At 63.0% G+C, this 14,367-nt stretch carries 18 protein-coding genes; 7 read left to right on the top strand and 11 right to left on the bottom strand.

Features of this window, described 5'->3' with window-relative positions; translation table 11 throughout:
• Positions 1 to 2: 2 nt before the first annotated feature.
• The 4 genes from ACXIQ9_RS01970 to ACXIQ9_RS01955 all read right to left on the bottom strand — a co-directional run bounded on the left by ACXIQ9_RS01970 (position 3) and on the right by ACXIQ9_RS01955 (position 3,676).
• Positions 3 to 590 (bottom strand): inorganic diphosphatase, encoded by a 588-nt coding sequence (locus ACXIQ9_RS01970; protein WP_459015276.1) that lies wholly within the window; start codon positions 588 to 590, stop codon positions 3 to 5.
• A gap of 61 nt (positions 591 to 651) precedes the next feature.
• Complete coding sequence (locus ACXIQ9_RS01965) at positions 652 to 1,665, bottom strand: LOG family protein (protein ID WP_459015274.1); 1,014 nt, start codon at positions 1,663 to 1,665, stop codon at positions 652 to 654.
• Positions 1,666 to 1,708: 43 nt separating this feature from the next.
• Positions 1,709 to 3,235 (bottom strand): carboxypeptidase M32, encoded by a 1,527-nt coding sequence (locus ACXIQ9_RS01960; protein WP_459015272.1) that lies wholly within the window; start codon positions 3,233 to 3,235, stop codon positions 1,709 to 1,711.
• 39 nt (positions 3,236 to 3,274) lie between these two features.
• Positions 3,275 to 3,676 carry an OsmC family protein gene (locus tag ACXIQ9_RS01955; protein WP_459015270.1) on the bottom strand — a complete coding sequence of 134 codons (402 nt, stop codon included), beginning with the start codon at positions 3,674 to 3,676 and terminating at the stop codon, positions 3,275 to 3,277.
• Between the two features lie 76 nt (positions 3,677 to 3,752).
• Between ACXIQ9_RS01955 and ACXIQ9_RS01950 the strand changes: the two genes are divergently transcribed.
• The gene (locus ACXIQ9_RS01950) at positions 3,753 to 4,169 is read left to right on the top strand and encodes a DUF2721 domain-containing protein (protein WP_459015268.1); all 417 of its coding nucleotides are present in this window, start codon (positions 3,753 to 3,755) and stop codon (positions 4,167 to 4,169) included.
• Here the strand turns inward: ACXIQ9_RS01950 and ACXIQ9_RS01945 are convergent.
• Complete coding sequence (locus tag ACXIQ9_RS01945) at positions 4,140 to 4,550, bottom strand: thiol-disulfide oxidoreductase DCC family protein (protein WP_459015266.1); 411 nt, start codon at positions 4,548 to 4,550, stop codon at positions 4,140 to 4,142. The genes ACXIQ9_RS01950 and ACXIQ9_RS01945 overlap by 30 nt on opposite strands.
• 76 nt (positions 4,551 to 4,626) lie before the next feature.
• Here ACXIQ9_RS01945 and ACXIQ9_RS01940 point away from each other — a divergent pair, with 76 nt between their 5' ends.
• Genes ACXIQ9_RS01940 through asnB form a run of 5 tightly spaced genes read left to right on the top strand, consistent with a single transcriptional unit; the run spans position 4,627 to position 7,780 of the window.
• Positions 4,627 to 5,082: a secondary thiamine-phosphate synthase enzyme YjbQ gene (locus ACXIQ9_RS01940; RefSeq protein WP_363155230.1), complete on the top strand. Its 456-nt coding sequence runs from the start codon at positions 4,627 to 4,629 to the stop codon at positions 5,080 to 5,082.
• A 3-nt stretch (positions 5,083 to 5,085) separates the two neighbouring features.
• Positions 5,086 to 5,355 carry a hypothetical protein gene (locus tag ACXIQ9_RS01935; RefSeq protein WP_459015264.1) on the top strand — a complete coding sequence of 90 codons (270 nt, stop codon included), beginning with the start codon at positions 5,086 to 5,088 and terminating at the stop codon, positions 5,353 to 5,355.
• Complete coding sequence (locus ACXIQ9_RS01930) at positions 5,355 to 5,633, top strand: cupin domain-containing protein (RefSeq protein ID WP_459015262.1); 279 nt, start codon at positions 5,355 to 5,357, stop codon at positions 5,631 to 5,633. The genes ACXIQ9_RS01935 and ACXIQ9_RS01930 overlap by 1 nt, the downstream gene beginning before the upstream one ends.
• A 36-nt stretch (positions 5,634 to 5,669) precedes the next feature.
• A complete protein-coding gene (locus ACXIQ9_RS01925; RefSeq protein WP_459015260.1) occupies positions 5,670 to 5,954 on the top strand; it encodes a 4a-hydroxytetrahydrobiopterin dehydratase in 285 nt (94 codons plus the stop codon).
• Positions 5,955 to 5,986: 32 nt separating this feature from the next.
• Positions 5,987 to 7,780, top strand: a complete 1,794-nt coding sequence (asnB, locus tag ACXIQ9_RS01920) for an asparagine synthase (glutamine-hydrolyzing) (protein WP_459015258.1) — start codon at positions 5,987 to 5,989, stop codon at positions 7,778 to 7,780.
• Between the two features lie 10 nt (positions 7,781 to 7,790).
• Here the strand turns inward: asnB and clpB are convergent, their stop codons facing one another.
• From clpB to ACXIQ9_RS01905, 3 genes are all read right to left on the bottom strand, one after another.
• Positions 7,791 to 10,409: an ATP-dependent chaperone ClpB gene (clpB, locus tag ACXIQ9_RS01915; protein ID WP_459015256.1), complete on the bottom strand. Its 2,619-nt coding sequence runs from the start codon at positions 10,407 to 10,409 to the stop codon at positions 7,791 to 7,793.
• 136 nt (positions 10,410 to 10,545) lie between these two features.
• Positions 10,546 to 10,908 carry a hypothetical protein gene (locus ACXIQ9_RS01910; protein ID WP_459015254.1) on the bottom strand — a complete coding sequence of 121 codons (363 nt, stop codon included), beginning with the start codon at positions 10,906 to 10,908 and terminating at the stop codon, positions 10,546 to 10,548.
• Between the two features lie 51 nt (positions 10,909 to 10,959).
• Positions 10,960 to 11,313, bottom strand: a complete 354-nt coding sequence (locus tag ACXIQ9_RS01905) for a hypothetical protein (RefSeq protein ID WP_459015252.1) — start codon at positions 11,311 to 11,313, stop codon at positions 10,960 to 10,962.
• Positions 11,314 to 11,357: 44 nt separating this feature from the next.
• Between ACXIQ9_RS01905 and ACXIQ9_RS01900 the strand changes: the two genes are divergently transcribed.
• Complete coding sequence (locus ACXIQ9_RS01900; protein ID WP_459015251.1) at positions 11,358 to 11,588, top strand: hypothetical protein; 231 nt, start codon at positions 11,358 to 11,360, stop codon at positions 11,586 to 11,588.
• 284 nt (positions 11,589 to 11,872) lie between these two features.
• Here ACXIQ9_RS01900 and petJ read toward each other — a convergent pair whose 3' ends face one another.
• From petJ to hemE, 3 genes are all read right to left on the bottom strand, one after another.
• On the bottom strand, positions 11,873 to 12,214 hold the full coding sequence (gene petJ, locus ACXIQ9_RS01895; RefSeq protein ID WP_010316724.1) for a cytochrome c6 PetJ: 342 nt from the start codon (positions 12,212 to 12,214) through the stop codon (positions 11,873 to 11,875).
• A gap of 94 nt (positions 12,215 to 12,308) precedes the next feature.
• Positions 12,309 to 13,307: an NAD-dependent epimerase/dehydratase family protein gene (locus ACXIQ9_RS01890; protein ID WP_459015248.1), complete on the bottom strand. Its 999-nt coding sequence runs from the start codon at positions 13,305 to 13,307 to the stop codon at positions 12,309 to 12,311.
• Positions 13,304 to 14,362 carry a uroporphyrinogen decarboxylase gene (gene hemE / locus ACXIQ9_RS01885; protein WP_459015247.1) on the bottom strand — a complete coding sequence of 353 codons (1,059 nt, stop codon included), beginning with the start codon at positions 14,360 to 14,362 and terminating at the stop codon, positions 13,304 to 13,306. The genes ACXIQ9_RS01890 and hemE overlap by 4 nt, the downstream gene beginning before the upstream one ends.
• Positions 14,363 to 14,367: the final 5 nt, after the last annotated feature.

Raw genomic sequence — 14,367 nt, 5'->3', positions numbered from 1 at the left:
GATCAGTTGACCAGCTTGGGAGCGATGACGTCCATGTAGCGGGCCTCGCACTCCTTGACGATCTTGACGGCTTCGGCGGAGTCGAAGAAGCCATTGACGCGGCAGGTGCCGGGCTTCTTGAGGTCCTTGTAGTGCTCCCAGTAGTACTGGGTTTCCTTCAGCCAATGCTCACCGAGTTGGGTGTAGCTGGTGATGTGGTCCATGCGCTTGTCATCGGCCAGCACGGCAATGACCTTGTCGTCGACTTCGCCGCCGTCGTCGAATTTCATGATGCCGATGATCCGGGCTTCCACCAGGGAGCCGGGCACCAGGGGCTCGGTCACACCGACGATTTCGATGTCGAGCGGGTCGCCGTCCTCATCCCAGGTGCGGGGGATGGTGCCGTAGGCGAAGGGGTAGGCCAGGGAGGAGTAGCCGACGCGATCGAGCTTGAGGTGACCGGTTTCGGTGATCAGCTCGTACTTGTTGATCGTGTTGCTGTTCAGCTCAACGATGGTGTTCAGCCGCAGTTCCGCTTCATCGGCAAAGGCCGGCAGCACGTGCAGCAGGTTGAGCATCGTGCGGCTTGGGGCGTGGTCGATGTTCGCCATCAGGGCAGCGGGCCTTAAGGATGGGCGGCATCCTACGGAGTTCCCGGAACCGGCCTTTGGCCTAGGCCGCGAGCGCCTCGGAGCTCAGATCTTCGTGATCCTGCTGGGCTTGGCAGGCCTGGATCCAGGACCAGGCTTCTTGCGCTGAGTCGGTGAACCTGACGAGCTCCAGGTGCTCCTCGCGGATCAGCCCGCAGTCCGCCAGGTAGTCGAAATCAATCAGCCGTTGCCAAAACTCCGTTCCAAAGAGGATGACGGGCATCTGACCCTTGATCGCGGTCTGGCGGAGTGTCAGGACTTCAAACAGCTCATCAAGGGTGCCGAAGCCGCCGGGGAAGAGGACTGCAGCGGCCGAGCGTTTGACGAAGTGGAACTTGCGTAGGGCGAAGTAATTGAACTGAAAGCAGAGCTCGGGGCTGATGTAGGGGTTGGGCTCTGGTTCCCCCGGGAGCTTGATGCTCAGACCGATCGAGCGTCCACCGGCATCGAAGGCACCGCGGTTGGCCGCTTCCATGATTCCGGGGCCGCCACCGGTGACGATCACATGGTTGTGATGACCGGCCTGTTGGTCCGCCGAGACCAGCCGGCTGAACTCACGGGCCGCGTCGTAGTACCGCGAGAACTCCAACTGGGTCTGGCTGCGTCTCAACTGCCGTTGCAGTGGGCCGCTGTTGGGGTTACGGGCGAGTTCGGCTTCTGCGGCGGCCAGTCGCCCCTCGGCAGCGGAGCGCTCAATGATGTTCACCCCACCAAAAATGATGATGGTGGACTCAACGCCCTCGGCTTCAAGGATTTGCTGTGGCTTGGTGATTTCCAGCAACATGCGGACGCCGCGCATCTCCGCGCTGGAGAGCAGTCCCTCATCGGCGTGGGCCAGCTGATAGCTGGAGGACTGCAAGATCCGGCTTAGGTTTTCATTGACCAAGCGCTCGTCTTCACTGCGCCTGGTTGCTTCCGCACCGGCAGAGTTGGTGGCTTGGCTGTTAACGCTCTGCCCATGCTGCTGGGGCGAGAGATCGAAACTGGCCCTGCGGGGGAATTGATTTGCCATCTCTTTCCTGTCGCGCAGGCCCATCAGAGCGCAACGGTCAGCGTTTGCACACCTTTGTTCCGTTTCTTTATGCGGCGAGTCGTTCGAGCTTCTGCTGCAGGTAGCGGAGGAAGGGGTGATGGCTTAAGGGGGAGCCTGAAACCTGCTCCACCAGCTGCATGGCGTTGACACTGCGCCCCAGGGGATACACCTGCTGTTTGAGCCAGAGGCCCAGCGCTGCGTCATCGCCCGCTTCTAGTAGCGATTCGATCGGACCGAGCTGCCCTTCGATCGTCTCGCTGATCTGGGCGCTGATCAGGTGTCCCAGGGCATAGGAGGGGAAGTAGCCAAAGAGTCCTTCACTCCAGTGCACGTCCTGCAGGCAGCCCTCTCGGTCGTTGCTCGGCTCGATGCCGAGGAGCTCCTTCATGGCCCGGTTCCAGGCACTGGGCAACTCCTCAACGGACATCCCCCCCTCCAGTAGTGCGAGCTCGAGCTCGTAGCGCAGCAGTACGTGCAGGCCGTAGCTGACCTCATCGGCCTCCACCCGGGTCAATCCCGGAGCGATCGGATTGAGATCGCGCCAGAACCCCTGGCTGCTCCCCCAGACATCCTGGCCAAGGGCCTGGGCGAAACGCGGATGCCAGCGGCAGGCCATGGCCTGGCTGCGGGCCAGTCGGTTTTCGTAGAAGAGGCTCTGGCTTTCGTGAACGGCCATGGAGGTGGCTTCCCCCAGGGGCCAGGGGAACCAGTGATCCCCCGTGCGCGGCAGTCCCTGTTCATAGAGGCTGTGCCCCCATTCATGGGCGGTGGCCAGGAAGGCTGAGAAGGGTTGTCCCTCGACGACGCGGGTGGTGATCCGGAAGTCATCCGGCCCCAGGGTGCTGGAGAACGGGTGGGGTGAGCGGGCCCGGCAGCAGCGCTGAGGGTTGTACCCCCACTCCTGCAGCAGTTGATCGCAGAGGCTCTCCTGGGATTGGTCGCTGAGATCCCAGCGCTCAGTGCTGCCCTTGGGGAGCGCCTGGGCTCGCTCAAGCAGCGGCGGCAGCTCGTTGCGCAGGGGAAGCAGCCAGCGGCTGAGCGCCTCTTTGCTGACGTCCGGTTCAAAGGGTTGGGCCAGGATTTCCCAGGGGCTTCGCTCCTGGCCCGAGGCATCCCGTTCGGCCGGAGCCAGTTGGCGTGCCTGCTCGAGCCGCAGATCAATCAGGGATTGGAGGGCCGGGGCAAAGCGGGCGAAGGCGTTGTCGCGCTTCGCCTCTTGCCAGAAGGCGTAGCCCTGGGCCTGGGCCTGGGCCAGTTGCCCCACCAGGGCAGGATCCAGGCGGGACTGCCGCTCCCATTGCTGGCGCAACAGTTGGAGGTTGCGCTGCTGCTCGTGACTGGCCTGGGCTCCTGCTTCGGCCTCGGCATTGGCCAGCAGATCGGCGTATTCCGTTGAGGTCTGCCGCTCGTGCAGCTGCAGCGCCAGCAGGGCCAGCTGCTCGCCGCGCCAGTGGGCCGAACCCGGCGGCATGGCGGTGTTTTGGTCGAAGTAGAGCGTGCTCTGAATCCCTCCGAGCAGTTGGGTGGTGTGCAGGTGATCGCGAAGCTGTGCGTATGCCTGTCCTGCGCTCAAGGGAATGCCCGGCTCTGGGCGCGACCCTAGGCACTGTCCTCAGCTCCAGTGGAGCTGCATCGCCACAGCTCCTTCAAGGCTCAATTTGACCGGGCAGTTTTCAGCGGCTTTGCGCAGGACCTTTCGGGCCTTCTCATCGAGGTGGGCCGGTAGTTCGATCCAGACCTCGAGCTGGGCGATCTTGCGCGGGGCCTCGCTGGTCATGACCTTCTCCACCCGGGCGGTGCATCCCTTGAGATCCCAGTCGTGACGTTCGGCGACGATGCCCATGATCGTCAGGATGCAGGTGCTCAGAGCTGTCGCCACCAGGTCGGTTGGTGAGAAGCGCTCGCCCTTGCCTTGGTTGTCGGTTGGGGCATCGGTTTCCAGGGCGGAGCCCGATGGAGCGTGCAGCGAGGCACAACGCAGGTCCCCGCTGTAGCTGCTGTTGATTTGGGTCACGGGGCGGTGAGTGGTTGCCGCCAGGTTGGCAGTTTTGTCTCGCCTCGCTTAGGTGGACCTGTCGATGTGGCTGACGATGGATCCCGGAGCTGGCTCACCGATGCTCGGCTTGGCCAAGGCGATTCAGCTCTCAGTGGCCCCAGTGTTTCTGCTGACGGCCATCGCGGGCCTGTTGAGTGTGATCAGTAACCGCCTGGCCCGTGTGCTGGACCGGGCCCAGCGGTTGCAGAGCATCCGCGACGAAGCCATGGATCTGGCGTTGTTGAAGCGGCGGATGACCCTGCTGACCCGAGCCAGCGAAGCGGTCACCACAACAGGCGTGCTGGTGGCAGCCGTGGTGGCGGTCACCTTCGTCAGTGCGATCGCCGTGATTGACCTCACGGCGATCGTTGTGCCGCTGTTCGTTGTGGCGATGCTCTCGCTGATGGTGGGGCTCTTGACCCTGCTGTTGGATACCCGCGTCTCAGCGCGTCTGATCCGCCGTCGCTTCTAGGCGGCAGTTGCAGAGTTGATCCAGGTTCGGGCGTCCCGTGAGGGCAAGGCGCCAGTGGGCCCAGAGTCCATAGGCCCAGTCCGCCAACGGTCCGACGATGGGCCAGGCCGTCGGGGCGTACAACCAGCCCAGGCCGATCAGCCGATAGGCCTCGCGAAAGACCGCGACGTCCCGCAGAACTGTTCCATTGCCCTGGATGGCATGGATGCGCCCCATGGCCTGCCGGTAGCTGATGCCCTGGTGCTGCTCCGGGCTGTAGTCGCTGGCGTTGATGTCGACAAATGCCAGATGGGAGTGCTGATCCCTCTTTCGCAGGAAATTCACCTCCCGCAGGCAGAGCGGGCAGCCACCGTCGTAGAGGAGTGTGAGCTCTGTCGTCATCGGCCCAGCCTGAACGATGGCCCCGGCTCTCCGTGGCTGATCGCTTTGACTGGAGCCGGGTTGCGCTGGATCAGTGATGGGCTTGCAGCAGGCGCTCGAGCAATTCGAGTTCAACAGCAGCGGCAAGGGGTTTTTGCGCATCGACCCTGAGCTGAACCGCTGGATTCGCTCCACGGGCCTGCGACAGGGCGTCCTGCATCTGAGTGCTCTCCACACCAGCTGCAGCCTGACCATTAATGAGAATGCCGATCCGCGGGTTCTCGATGACCTAGCGGCCTGGATGGAGGCGGTTGTTCCTCAGGTCGCCCATGGCGCCTTGGATGGCTCGGATTCCCTGCGCCGTTATCGCCATGACGACGAGGGGCCTGACGACATGCCCGCCCACATCCGCTCGGCGCTGACCAGCCAAACCCTCTCCCTGAGTGTTGTGGATGGGGAGTTGCTGCTTGGCATCTGGCAGGCGGTCTACCTCTGGGAGCACCGTTCGAGGCCCCAGTGCAGGCGGGTCGCAGCCCATCTGGTTGGGGAGTGAGTGATGACGCTTTCTCTTGAGGAACTGACCCTCGCGCTGACGCGCCTGCAACAGCGGGTGGAGACGCTGGAGGCGGAACTGGCATCCCTGCGTGGCCGGGACCTCTCGCCTTCAACCCAGTTGGCGCGGCGCAATGCCGAGCGACTGGCGGAGGAGGTGCGGCGCCGCAGGGAGACCACACCGGAGCCTGAGGAGGACACGGATATTGATCTGCTGATCGATCGCTTGCACGATCTGGCCCTTGAGAATGGCCCCAGTTCTGGCAGCAGTTGATGGCCTCATTAATCAGCGTCGTCCATGGGCCTGAACGCGCCCAGCTCGAGGCTTTGGGGGTGGAGCAGTGGCCGATCTGGAGCTGCGAGATCAGCTCCTTCCCTTGGACCTACGACGAGCAGGAAATCTGTCTGCTACTGGAGGGGGATGTCACGGTGACCCCCGAGGGCGGTGAACCGGTGCGCTTTGGTGCCGGTGATCTGGTCACCTTTGCGGCCGGTCTCTCCTGCCACTGGGATGTGCATCAGCCTGTACGCAAGCACTACCGCTTCGGTTGAGCCGCGCCAGGCTGAGGGCTGTTGGATGGGTTGCTGATGGCTGCTGTTCCGCTGACTCCGGCTGAGATTGATCAGCTGCCGCAGCAGTTGCCCGGCTGGAGCCTGGTGGATGGAAAGCTGCACCGAGAGTTGGTCTTTGCAGATTTCAACGAGGCCTTTGGCTTCATGAGCCGGGTGGCCCTGTTCGCCGAAGCGATGGGCCATCACCCGGAGTGGCGCAATGTCTGGAACCGGGTTGTCGTCGATCTCACCACCCATGACACCGGTGGGCTCTCCAACCTCGATCGGCAGTTGGCGCAGCGGATCAGCGCGTTGCTTTGACCGTAGATTCACTCCACTGAGGGGCGCCTCGCATGTGCGGATTGGCAGGCGAACTCACGCGTGGATCGGCCGAGACCATGCCTCGCGCCCAAGCCGAGCGCATCGCTGAACTCTTGGTCCATCGCGGTCCCGACGACGCCGGGATTTGGCAGAGCCCGACCTGCACCCTGATCCACCGCAGGCTCTCGATTCAGGACCTCTCCCCGGCGGGGCACCAGCCGATGCAGTCCCCCTGCGGGCGCTATCGGCTGGTTTTTAACGGTGAGATCTACAACTACAAAACCCTGCGCGCCGAGCTGGAGGCCGAGGGTGAGACCTTTGTCTCCACGGGTGACACCGAGGTGCTCCTGCGGCTGCTGATCCGTGAGGGGGCGTCAGTCTTGCCCCGATTGCGCGGGATGTTTGCCTTCTGCCTGTTCGACCAGGAGCGCCAGAGCGCCCTACTGGGCAGGGATCCCTTTGGGATCAAACCGCTCTATCTCTACCGATCGTCAGACCAACGCCTGCTGTTCTCATCGGAGGTGCGGGCGCTGCTGCGGAGCGGATCAATTCCTCGTGAACTCAATGGGGAGGCGCTGCAGCACTACCTGATGTTCGGCTGCGTTCCCCAGCTCGGGACCTTGGTCGAAGGATTAAACGCCCTGCCCCCCGGCCATCTGGCCCATTGGTCCAACGGCGCGTTGACGATTGAACGCTTTTGGCAACCCCGCTTTGGTGAGGAGAAGGGCGACACCTATGGCGCCTTGGTGGAGCGAACACGCAGGGCCGTTAAGGAGAGCGTCGAAGCGCACATGGTCTCGGATGTGCCCGTGGGTCTGTTCCTCTCTGGCGGCCTGGATTCATCGGCGATCTTGGCGGCTTCTGACCAACGGCTGACGACCCTCTCGATCGGTTTTGAAGAGGAGGCTTTCGATGAAAGTGCCCTCGCCGAGCAGGTGGCCCAACGCTTTGGTTCCGACCATCGCCGTCTGTTGTTGCGACGCGACAAGGCCTGGTCCCATCTGCCGGCTTTCTTCGATGCCCTGGATCAACCCAGCACCGATGGCTTCAACACCTACTGCGTCTCAGCTGAGGCGGCCGATGCCGGATTGAAGGTGGTGATGAGTGGCTTGGGGGGCGATGAACTCTTCGGCGGCTACCCGCTGTTCCAAACCGTTCCGAAGTTATTGGCGCTGCGTCAACGGCTCGGACCGGCCGCCTGGGCTGCTTCCCAGCTCATTCGGCCCATCAAGCGTGCCAAGCTCCAGCGCTTCTCGGACTACCTGGCCAGTCCGCCCGGTGTGCCCGCGGCCCACCGCTGCATGCGCACGATTTTTTCAGCCCGCGAGGCCTCCCGTTTAATTCAGCTTTGGGATCTCCCCGCTCCATCAACGCCTCCCCTGCATGAGGGGTTGGAGGCGACTAGTCTCGCTGATCAGATCGCCTGGCTCGAGACGTCGAGCTACATGGGAGCGATGCTGCTGCGCGATAGCGATGCCCTCTCGATGGCGAGTTCGCTGGAGCTTCGGGTGCCGCTGGTCGACGTCGCTCTCTTTGAGGCTCTCGCGCCCATCGCCGCCTCAGAGCGCTTGGCCCAGGGGAAGCAACTGCTCCGGGACTCCTTCCCGGAGGTGACGGCGGTTCTGCAGGACGCCCCCAAGCGTGGGTTTGTGATTCCCTTTGACGAATGGTTGCGCTCGCCATCGGCTAGTAGCGGTCTCCCTGAACTGGATCTCAAGGCGGCCTCGCGGCGGGTCGACCTCAGGCCCTGGGCGCGCCAGTGGGGACTGCTGGTTCTGGCCGATTGGTTGGAGCGCAACATGGGGATTGCGCTCCAACCCGGCTAGTTCGAGGGACTTAGACCAACAGCGGCAGCTTGCTGGGGTCCACCTGCTGGAAGCGCAATGTCTCGCCTTCTACGTCGACGGCCACGTCGTGCCCGGCGCTGAATTGCCCCGCGAGGATCCCCTTGGCAATCGGGGTCTCCAGCTCCTTCTGGATCGCGCGTTTCAGCGGGCGGGCGCCGTAGACGGGGTCATAGCCAACTCCGGCGAGCCAGTCGAGGGCATCGGCATTGACCTGCAGCCCGAGCTTCTTGTCCTCTAGGCGCTTGGCCAGCCGCTGGATCTGCAGCTCCACGATCTGCCGCAGTTCCTCCTGCTTGAGGCTGTGGAAGATGATCGACTCATCGAGTCGGTTGAGGAACTCGGGGCGGAAGTGTCCGCGCAGGGCCTCATTGACTCGTGCTTCCATCTCGCTGTGGCGAGCGGGATCACCGGCGAGATCAAGAATCGACTGGCTGCCGATGTTGCTGGTCAGGATCAGGACGGTATTGGTGAAATCCACCGTGCGCCCCTGGCCATCGGTGACGCGACCGTCATCGAGGATCTGCAGCATCACGTTGAAGACGTCGGGGTGCGCCTTCTCCACCTCGTCAAAGAGGATCACGGCGTAGGGCCGGCGGCGAACGGCTTCAGTGAGTTGTCCGCCTTCCTCGTAGCCGACGTAGCCCGGAGGCGCTCCGATCAGACGGCTGACGGTGTGCTTCTCCATGTACTCGGACATGTCGATGCGCACCATCGCCTCTTCGCTGTCGAACAGCTGGGAGGCCAGGGCCTTGGAGAGCTCGGTCTTGCCCACACCGGTGGGGCCGAGGAAGAGGAAGCTGGCGATCGGGCGGTTGGGATCGCTTAAACCAGCGCGGGAGCGTTGGATGGCGTCAGCCACGGCGGTCACGGCCTGCTCCTGGCCGATCACTCGGGTGTGCAGTTCATCCTCGAGCTGCAGCAACTTCTGCATCTCGCTTTGCACCAACTTGGCCACAGGAATCCCGGTCCACTTGGCGATCACCTCGGCGATGTCGTCTTCAGTGACCTCCTCACGCAGGAGCGACTTGTCATCGCCCTCGCCCGTGAGTTCCTGTTCTTTGGCGGCCAGCTTCTTGTGCAGACCCGTCAGGGTGCCGTACTCCAGCTCGGCGGCCTTGTTGAGGTCGTAGCTGCGTTTGGCCTGCTCGATTTGCAGCTGCACTTGCTCGATCTCCTCTTTGATTGAGCTGAGCTCATCGATGGAGCCTTTCTCTTTTTGCCACTGGGCATTCAGGGCGCTTTGCTGCTCACTGAGGTCCGCGAGTTCCTTTTCCAGCCGCTCCAGCCGGTCCTTGCTGGCGGCATCGGATTCACGTCCGAGCGAGAGCTTCTCCATCTCCAGCTGCAGGATGCGGCGATCGAGTTCGTCGATCTGCTCCGGCTTGGAGGTGATCTCCATCTTCAGGCGCGCGGCGGATTCATCCACCAGGTCGATGGCCTTATCCGGCAGGAAGCGATCAGCGATGTAACGGCTACTGAGGACAGCAGCAGCCACCAGGGCATTGTCAGCAATGCGCACGCCGTGGTGCACCTCGTAGCGCTCCTTCAGGCCGCGCAGGATCGAGATGGTGTCCTCAACTGTGGGTTGATCGACAAAGACCTGCTGGAAGCGGCGCTCCAGGGCCGGGTCCTTCTCGATGTGCTGACGGTGCTCATCAAGGGTGGTGGCCCCGATGCAGCGAAGCTCACCGCGGGCGAGCATCGGCTTCAGCAGGTTGCTGGCATCCATGGCGCCACCGCTGGCACCGGCGCCCACCACGGTGTGGATTTCGTCGATGAACAGCACGATCTGTCCCTCGGAGGCCGTGACCTCCTTGAGCACAGCCTTGAGCCGCTCCTCGAATTCACCGCGGTACTTGGCCCCGGCGATCAGGGCCCCCATGTCCAGGGCAATCAGTTGACGGTTCTGCAGGGCCTGGGGGACGTCTCCATTGACGATCCGTTGGGCGAGCCCTTCGACGATTGCCGTTTTGCCAACGCCGGGTTCACCGATCAGGACGGGATTGTTCTTGGTGCGGCGGCTGAGGATCTGAATCGTGCGGCGAATCTCCTCGTCGCGACCGATCACCGGATCGAGTTTTCCATCGCGGGCCGCCTGGGTGAGATCGCGGCCGTATTTCTCCAGGGATTCGTAGGTGCCTTCGGGGTTCTGGTCTGTCACTTTCTGGGATCCGCGAATCGCCTGAACGGCCTCTTTGAGCTGGGCAGCATCGCTGCCGGCTTGCTTGAGCAGTTGTTTGCCGCAGCGATCATCACCCGCCAGGGCGAGTAGTAAATGCTCAATGGCGATGTAGCTATCGCCGTAGGACTCCTTGAGGCCATTGGCTTGATCCAGGACGCTGTTGAGTCCTTTGCCGAGATAGACGTTCTCAGGCGCAGAGCTCAGGGATGGCTGCCCTTCGATGTAGGCCTCGATGGTCTGGCTGAGGGTTCCCACATCCACCCCGGCCTTCTCGAGCACCCGATTGGCCAGACCCTGTTGAGCCAGGAGCGCGGCGAAGAGATGCTCGCTTTCCATCTGCTGCTGCCGGCGCTGCTGCGCGAGCTGCTGCGCTGCAACAACTGAGGCCCAGGCTTTCTCGGTAAACAGTTCGGCGGTGGGATGCATGGCGGTCCTCCCTCAACTGGGTGGTAACCAAACCGTATGGCGATTGTTTGGCTTTGAAGGAGAGGAGGACCGAAGTTCAAGCTTCGGTCCTCCACCCCTCAGGGATGCAGGCCGTCCGCTCCGGACGGTTTTCCGATCAGCGGGGCGAGCCGTTGTAGATGACGTTGCTGACCGTGCGGCCATCGCTTGAGATCTGGATCTCGGTTTCCGTGGTGGCGGGAGTGCCCTGCTGCTGCCAGCCGGGTGCACCGCCGAGGAATTTGAAGCGGAAGCCCTGGTTGTTGTTCTGCGTCAGGCAGCTGCCGCCGCCATCACCGGTGTTGAACATGCAGGCGGCGGGGCGATAGACGCTCAGACCACCGTTGTTATCCACAGCCCAGTTGCGGGCGGAATTGAGGGCCCGGACGTTGGCGGCGCTCACCTGGGCGAGGGCAGGAAGGCTGCTGAGTACAGCGGTCGTTGCGACCAGCACAGAGGTCTTCACCAGCGACTTGAACATGACCGTTGCTGCGGAATGAGAGGAGTCCTCCTCAGTGTGTCCAGTGTTTCTCTATTGGTCAGCGGGCAGGGTCAAGACACCACTGGTCTGGCTGCAGAGCCTGGTCGGGCAGCCGTCGGCCCCGTAGATCGCATCCGCAGGGGACAGACAGCCCAGCCGGTTTTTCGCCGCAACGGCACTCGGTGCGATCCGTAGGGGTTGGAGTGCTGGCAGCTCGGGGTTGACCACCAGTCGGCAGCGCTTGGCCTCAAGGACGCGCAGCGCATTCGGCCCAATCGCCGCCGCTGTTCCCCCTCCTTGAATCAGTTCGAGTGGGGCGAAATTAGTGCTGGACTGGGCTTTGACCGTCGTCCCCAGCAGCGTCAGGCTCAGCAGCAGTAGCGGCCAGGCTCTCTCTCTCGCCATCATGGCTGGGTCCAGTGACTCCAGTCTGGTCAAGACACGCCGAGATGCCCGTCGATTCAGCAGAGCAAGAACCCTCCCGGTCTGAATTGGTGCAGCGGTTAGCCCAGGAGTCCTTCAGCTTCGACGGCACAGCCCGCGACCCTGAGCGCAATTGCTGGCTTGTGGTGCATCGCCATCAGCACGGTTGCCTGCCGAGTGAATACGACATCCGCGAGGTGGATGAGGCGCTCTATCTCGAGGTGCTTGACGCCCGGCGTGCTCTGGCTCAGTCCTGAATCAAGTGCCGCTCAGCTGTTTGTTGAGCGCTGCCCGTACCACCGTCAGCTGCATTTCTGAGCGGTGGAATCGCGGAGAGTTTCGAGCGCTTGAGAAAGTCCACGACCGATTGCTCTTGAGTCGTTCTGCTCCTGTCGTGGCCTGTGCGGTTGCCCATGGCGTTGGCTGTTGCGCATCGTTCACCCTCGCGCGCTCAGCCTTGTATGGCAACGGCTCTCGCCTTTAGGAGGCATAAAAAAAAACCGCCCCCGGAGGGGCGGTTTGGTCTGTGGGGTCTGAGAGATCAGGCCCAGCCGTTCTGGCTCTGGGACTCGACGTAGGCAGCGACGTCAGCGATGTCACCTTCGCTCAGCTTGCCGCCGAAGGCGGGCATGGCGTTCTTGCCATTGGTGACCTGGTACTGGATGGCCTCTTCGTGACCAGCGCTGTAGTTAGCGAGGTAGGACTCGAGGGCCTCTTTCTTGAGGGTGCGCTCGGCGTTCACCACGTTGCCGCCGCCCATGTGGCAAGCAGCGCAGTTCGCGGAGAAGATTTGAGCGCCGTGGTCGGCATCAGCGGCGAAGCTGGGGGAAGCACCCAGCACCAGCGCCAGGCAAAGGGCAATCAGGGAGAGGAGACGGCGCATCTGAGCTCGTGCAACCTGGCCAAATTAAGAGGCCGAAGTGGCCCTCGTCGCGTTTGCTGCAGAGGTTCGCAACATTTGAAACCTCCTGTTGTGATTAGCCCCGGTGTTTCAGCCCGGCGTCCTCGAAGACCGCCTCGAGCGTGGGCGCATGGCTCACCAAGCCAAAGCGCTCCGGAGGGCTGATCGGGTCGTGGACAAAGTGCCGCTGGCGGATCGAGAAACGATCCCAAGCATTCACTTCGATCCGCAGCAGCTTGATCAGGCCTTCAATCAGCCAACCCTGGAGATCCAGGCCAAATGGTGGGTACCAGGCGCGGCGCCAGCGGCAGAGGCGTCTGACAGTTTCATCCACCGTCACCATCGGCTGTCCCAGCACCAAGCGTCGGACGGCACCCTGGCCGACCTCTGGATTGGGCTGATGGGGATGGGTCGCCAGGTGCACGCAAACCCGGGCGATGTCGGCCGCATGGATGAAGTGGAAGCTGGCCTCGGCCCGCAGCCACTTGGCCAGCCAGAGCCAGCGGGACCCTTCCTTCAGTCCGGCCGTCAGGTAGCTGGTGGGGAATTTGCCGCCGCCGTCCACCCGTCCGCCAAACACAAGTGTCGGGAACACCGCCACGATGCGCTGGGCCAAGGGATGCTGCTCCAGCTGCTCCAGGCACTGGGCTTTGGTTTGGATGTATTCGGTGCCGTAGGGCATCGCCTCCGGCAGCAGCTTCAGGTCCTTGTTGAGGATGCTCGCGGTGGAGAAATAGACCACCTGCTCCAGCACCTCTGGATTGGTGGCCGCCAGGATCTGCTTCACCGCCACCACGTTCACCTGTTGGGCCCGTTCGGGATCGCCCCAAGCGGTGGCGGTATGGATGATGCGGGTGGCCGAGGCGATCTGGGCGCGGTGGGGTTCCACATCGCGTAGGTCGCCCACCAACAGGGTGATGCGCGGATCGTTGGCCGGGACGGCGGTCAGCTTGCTGGGATCGCGAAGCCAGAGCAACAGCTCGGCGTCGCTCTCGCGGTAGAGCAGATCAGCGATGTGCTGGCCAACGCAGCCGCTGGCCCCAGTAATCAGGATCCGTGCGGGGGCCGAACTCAAACCGCAGCTCCGAGGCGGTCCATCACGGACTTGCCGGCTTCGAAGAAGAACTGACCGTTCTCTTCAGGGGTTCCAGGAAGGATGCCGTGACCCAGGTTCAGGATGTGCTTCCGGCCGCGGGCCTTACGCACGCAATCGTCGATGCGATCGCGGATCGCGTCTTGGCTGCCGAAGAGCAGGCCGGGGTCCACGTTGCCCTGAACACCGATGTGCTCGGGCATGCGGGCCAGGCCTTCAGCCATATCCACGGTCCAGTCCAGGGAGACGATGTCCACACCGGTCTTGGCCATCCGCTCAATCACGCCAGCGCTGCCGGAGATGTAGAGGATGAAGGGGGTGTCGGGGTGGGTCTGCTTGACCAGGTCCACCACCTTCTTTTGATAGGGCGCGGCGAAGGTGTCGTAGTCAGCTGGGCTCAGCTGACCGGCCCAGGAGTCGAACATCTGCACCACCTGTGCACCGGAATCGATCTGGAAGCGCAGGTAGTTGGCGATCGACTCGGCGAAGTGATCCAGCAACTTGTGCAGGATCTGGGGTTCGCGGAAGGCCATGGCCTTGATCACCGCGTAGTTCTTGCTGCTCTTGCCCTCAACGACGTAGGCCGCCAGGGTCCACGGGGCACCGACAAAGCCGAGGACGGCAGCCTCGTTGCCCACGCTTTGGCGCAGGCGGCCAAGCACCTCACCCACAAAAGGCATGGTCTCAGCCGGGTTCAGGGGAGTCAGGGCCTCCACCTGGGCCATCGAGCGGATGGGGTCCTGGATTTGGGGGCCCTTGCTCTCGATGATGTCGAAGTCAATGCCCATGCCGGGCAGGGGCGTGAGGATGTCGGAGAAGAGGATGACGCCGTCGGGCTTGAAGGCGTTGAACGGCTGCATCGAGATCTCGTAGGAGAGATCCGGGTTCTCCGAGCGCTCGCGGAAGCTGGGGTATTTGTCGCGCAGGTCGCGGTAGATCTTCATGTACCGGCCGGCCTGGCGCATCATCCAGACCGGAGGACGCTCCACCTGCTCACCACGGGCGGCGCGCAGCAGCAGAGGGGCGTTGGAAGACATGAGGA

The sequence above is a fragment of the Synechococcus sp. LTW-G genome, assembly GCF_054459035.1.
Note: the sequence above shows the minus strand (reverse complement) of the source record. Positions and strands in the feature narration are given on the sequence as shown.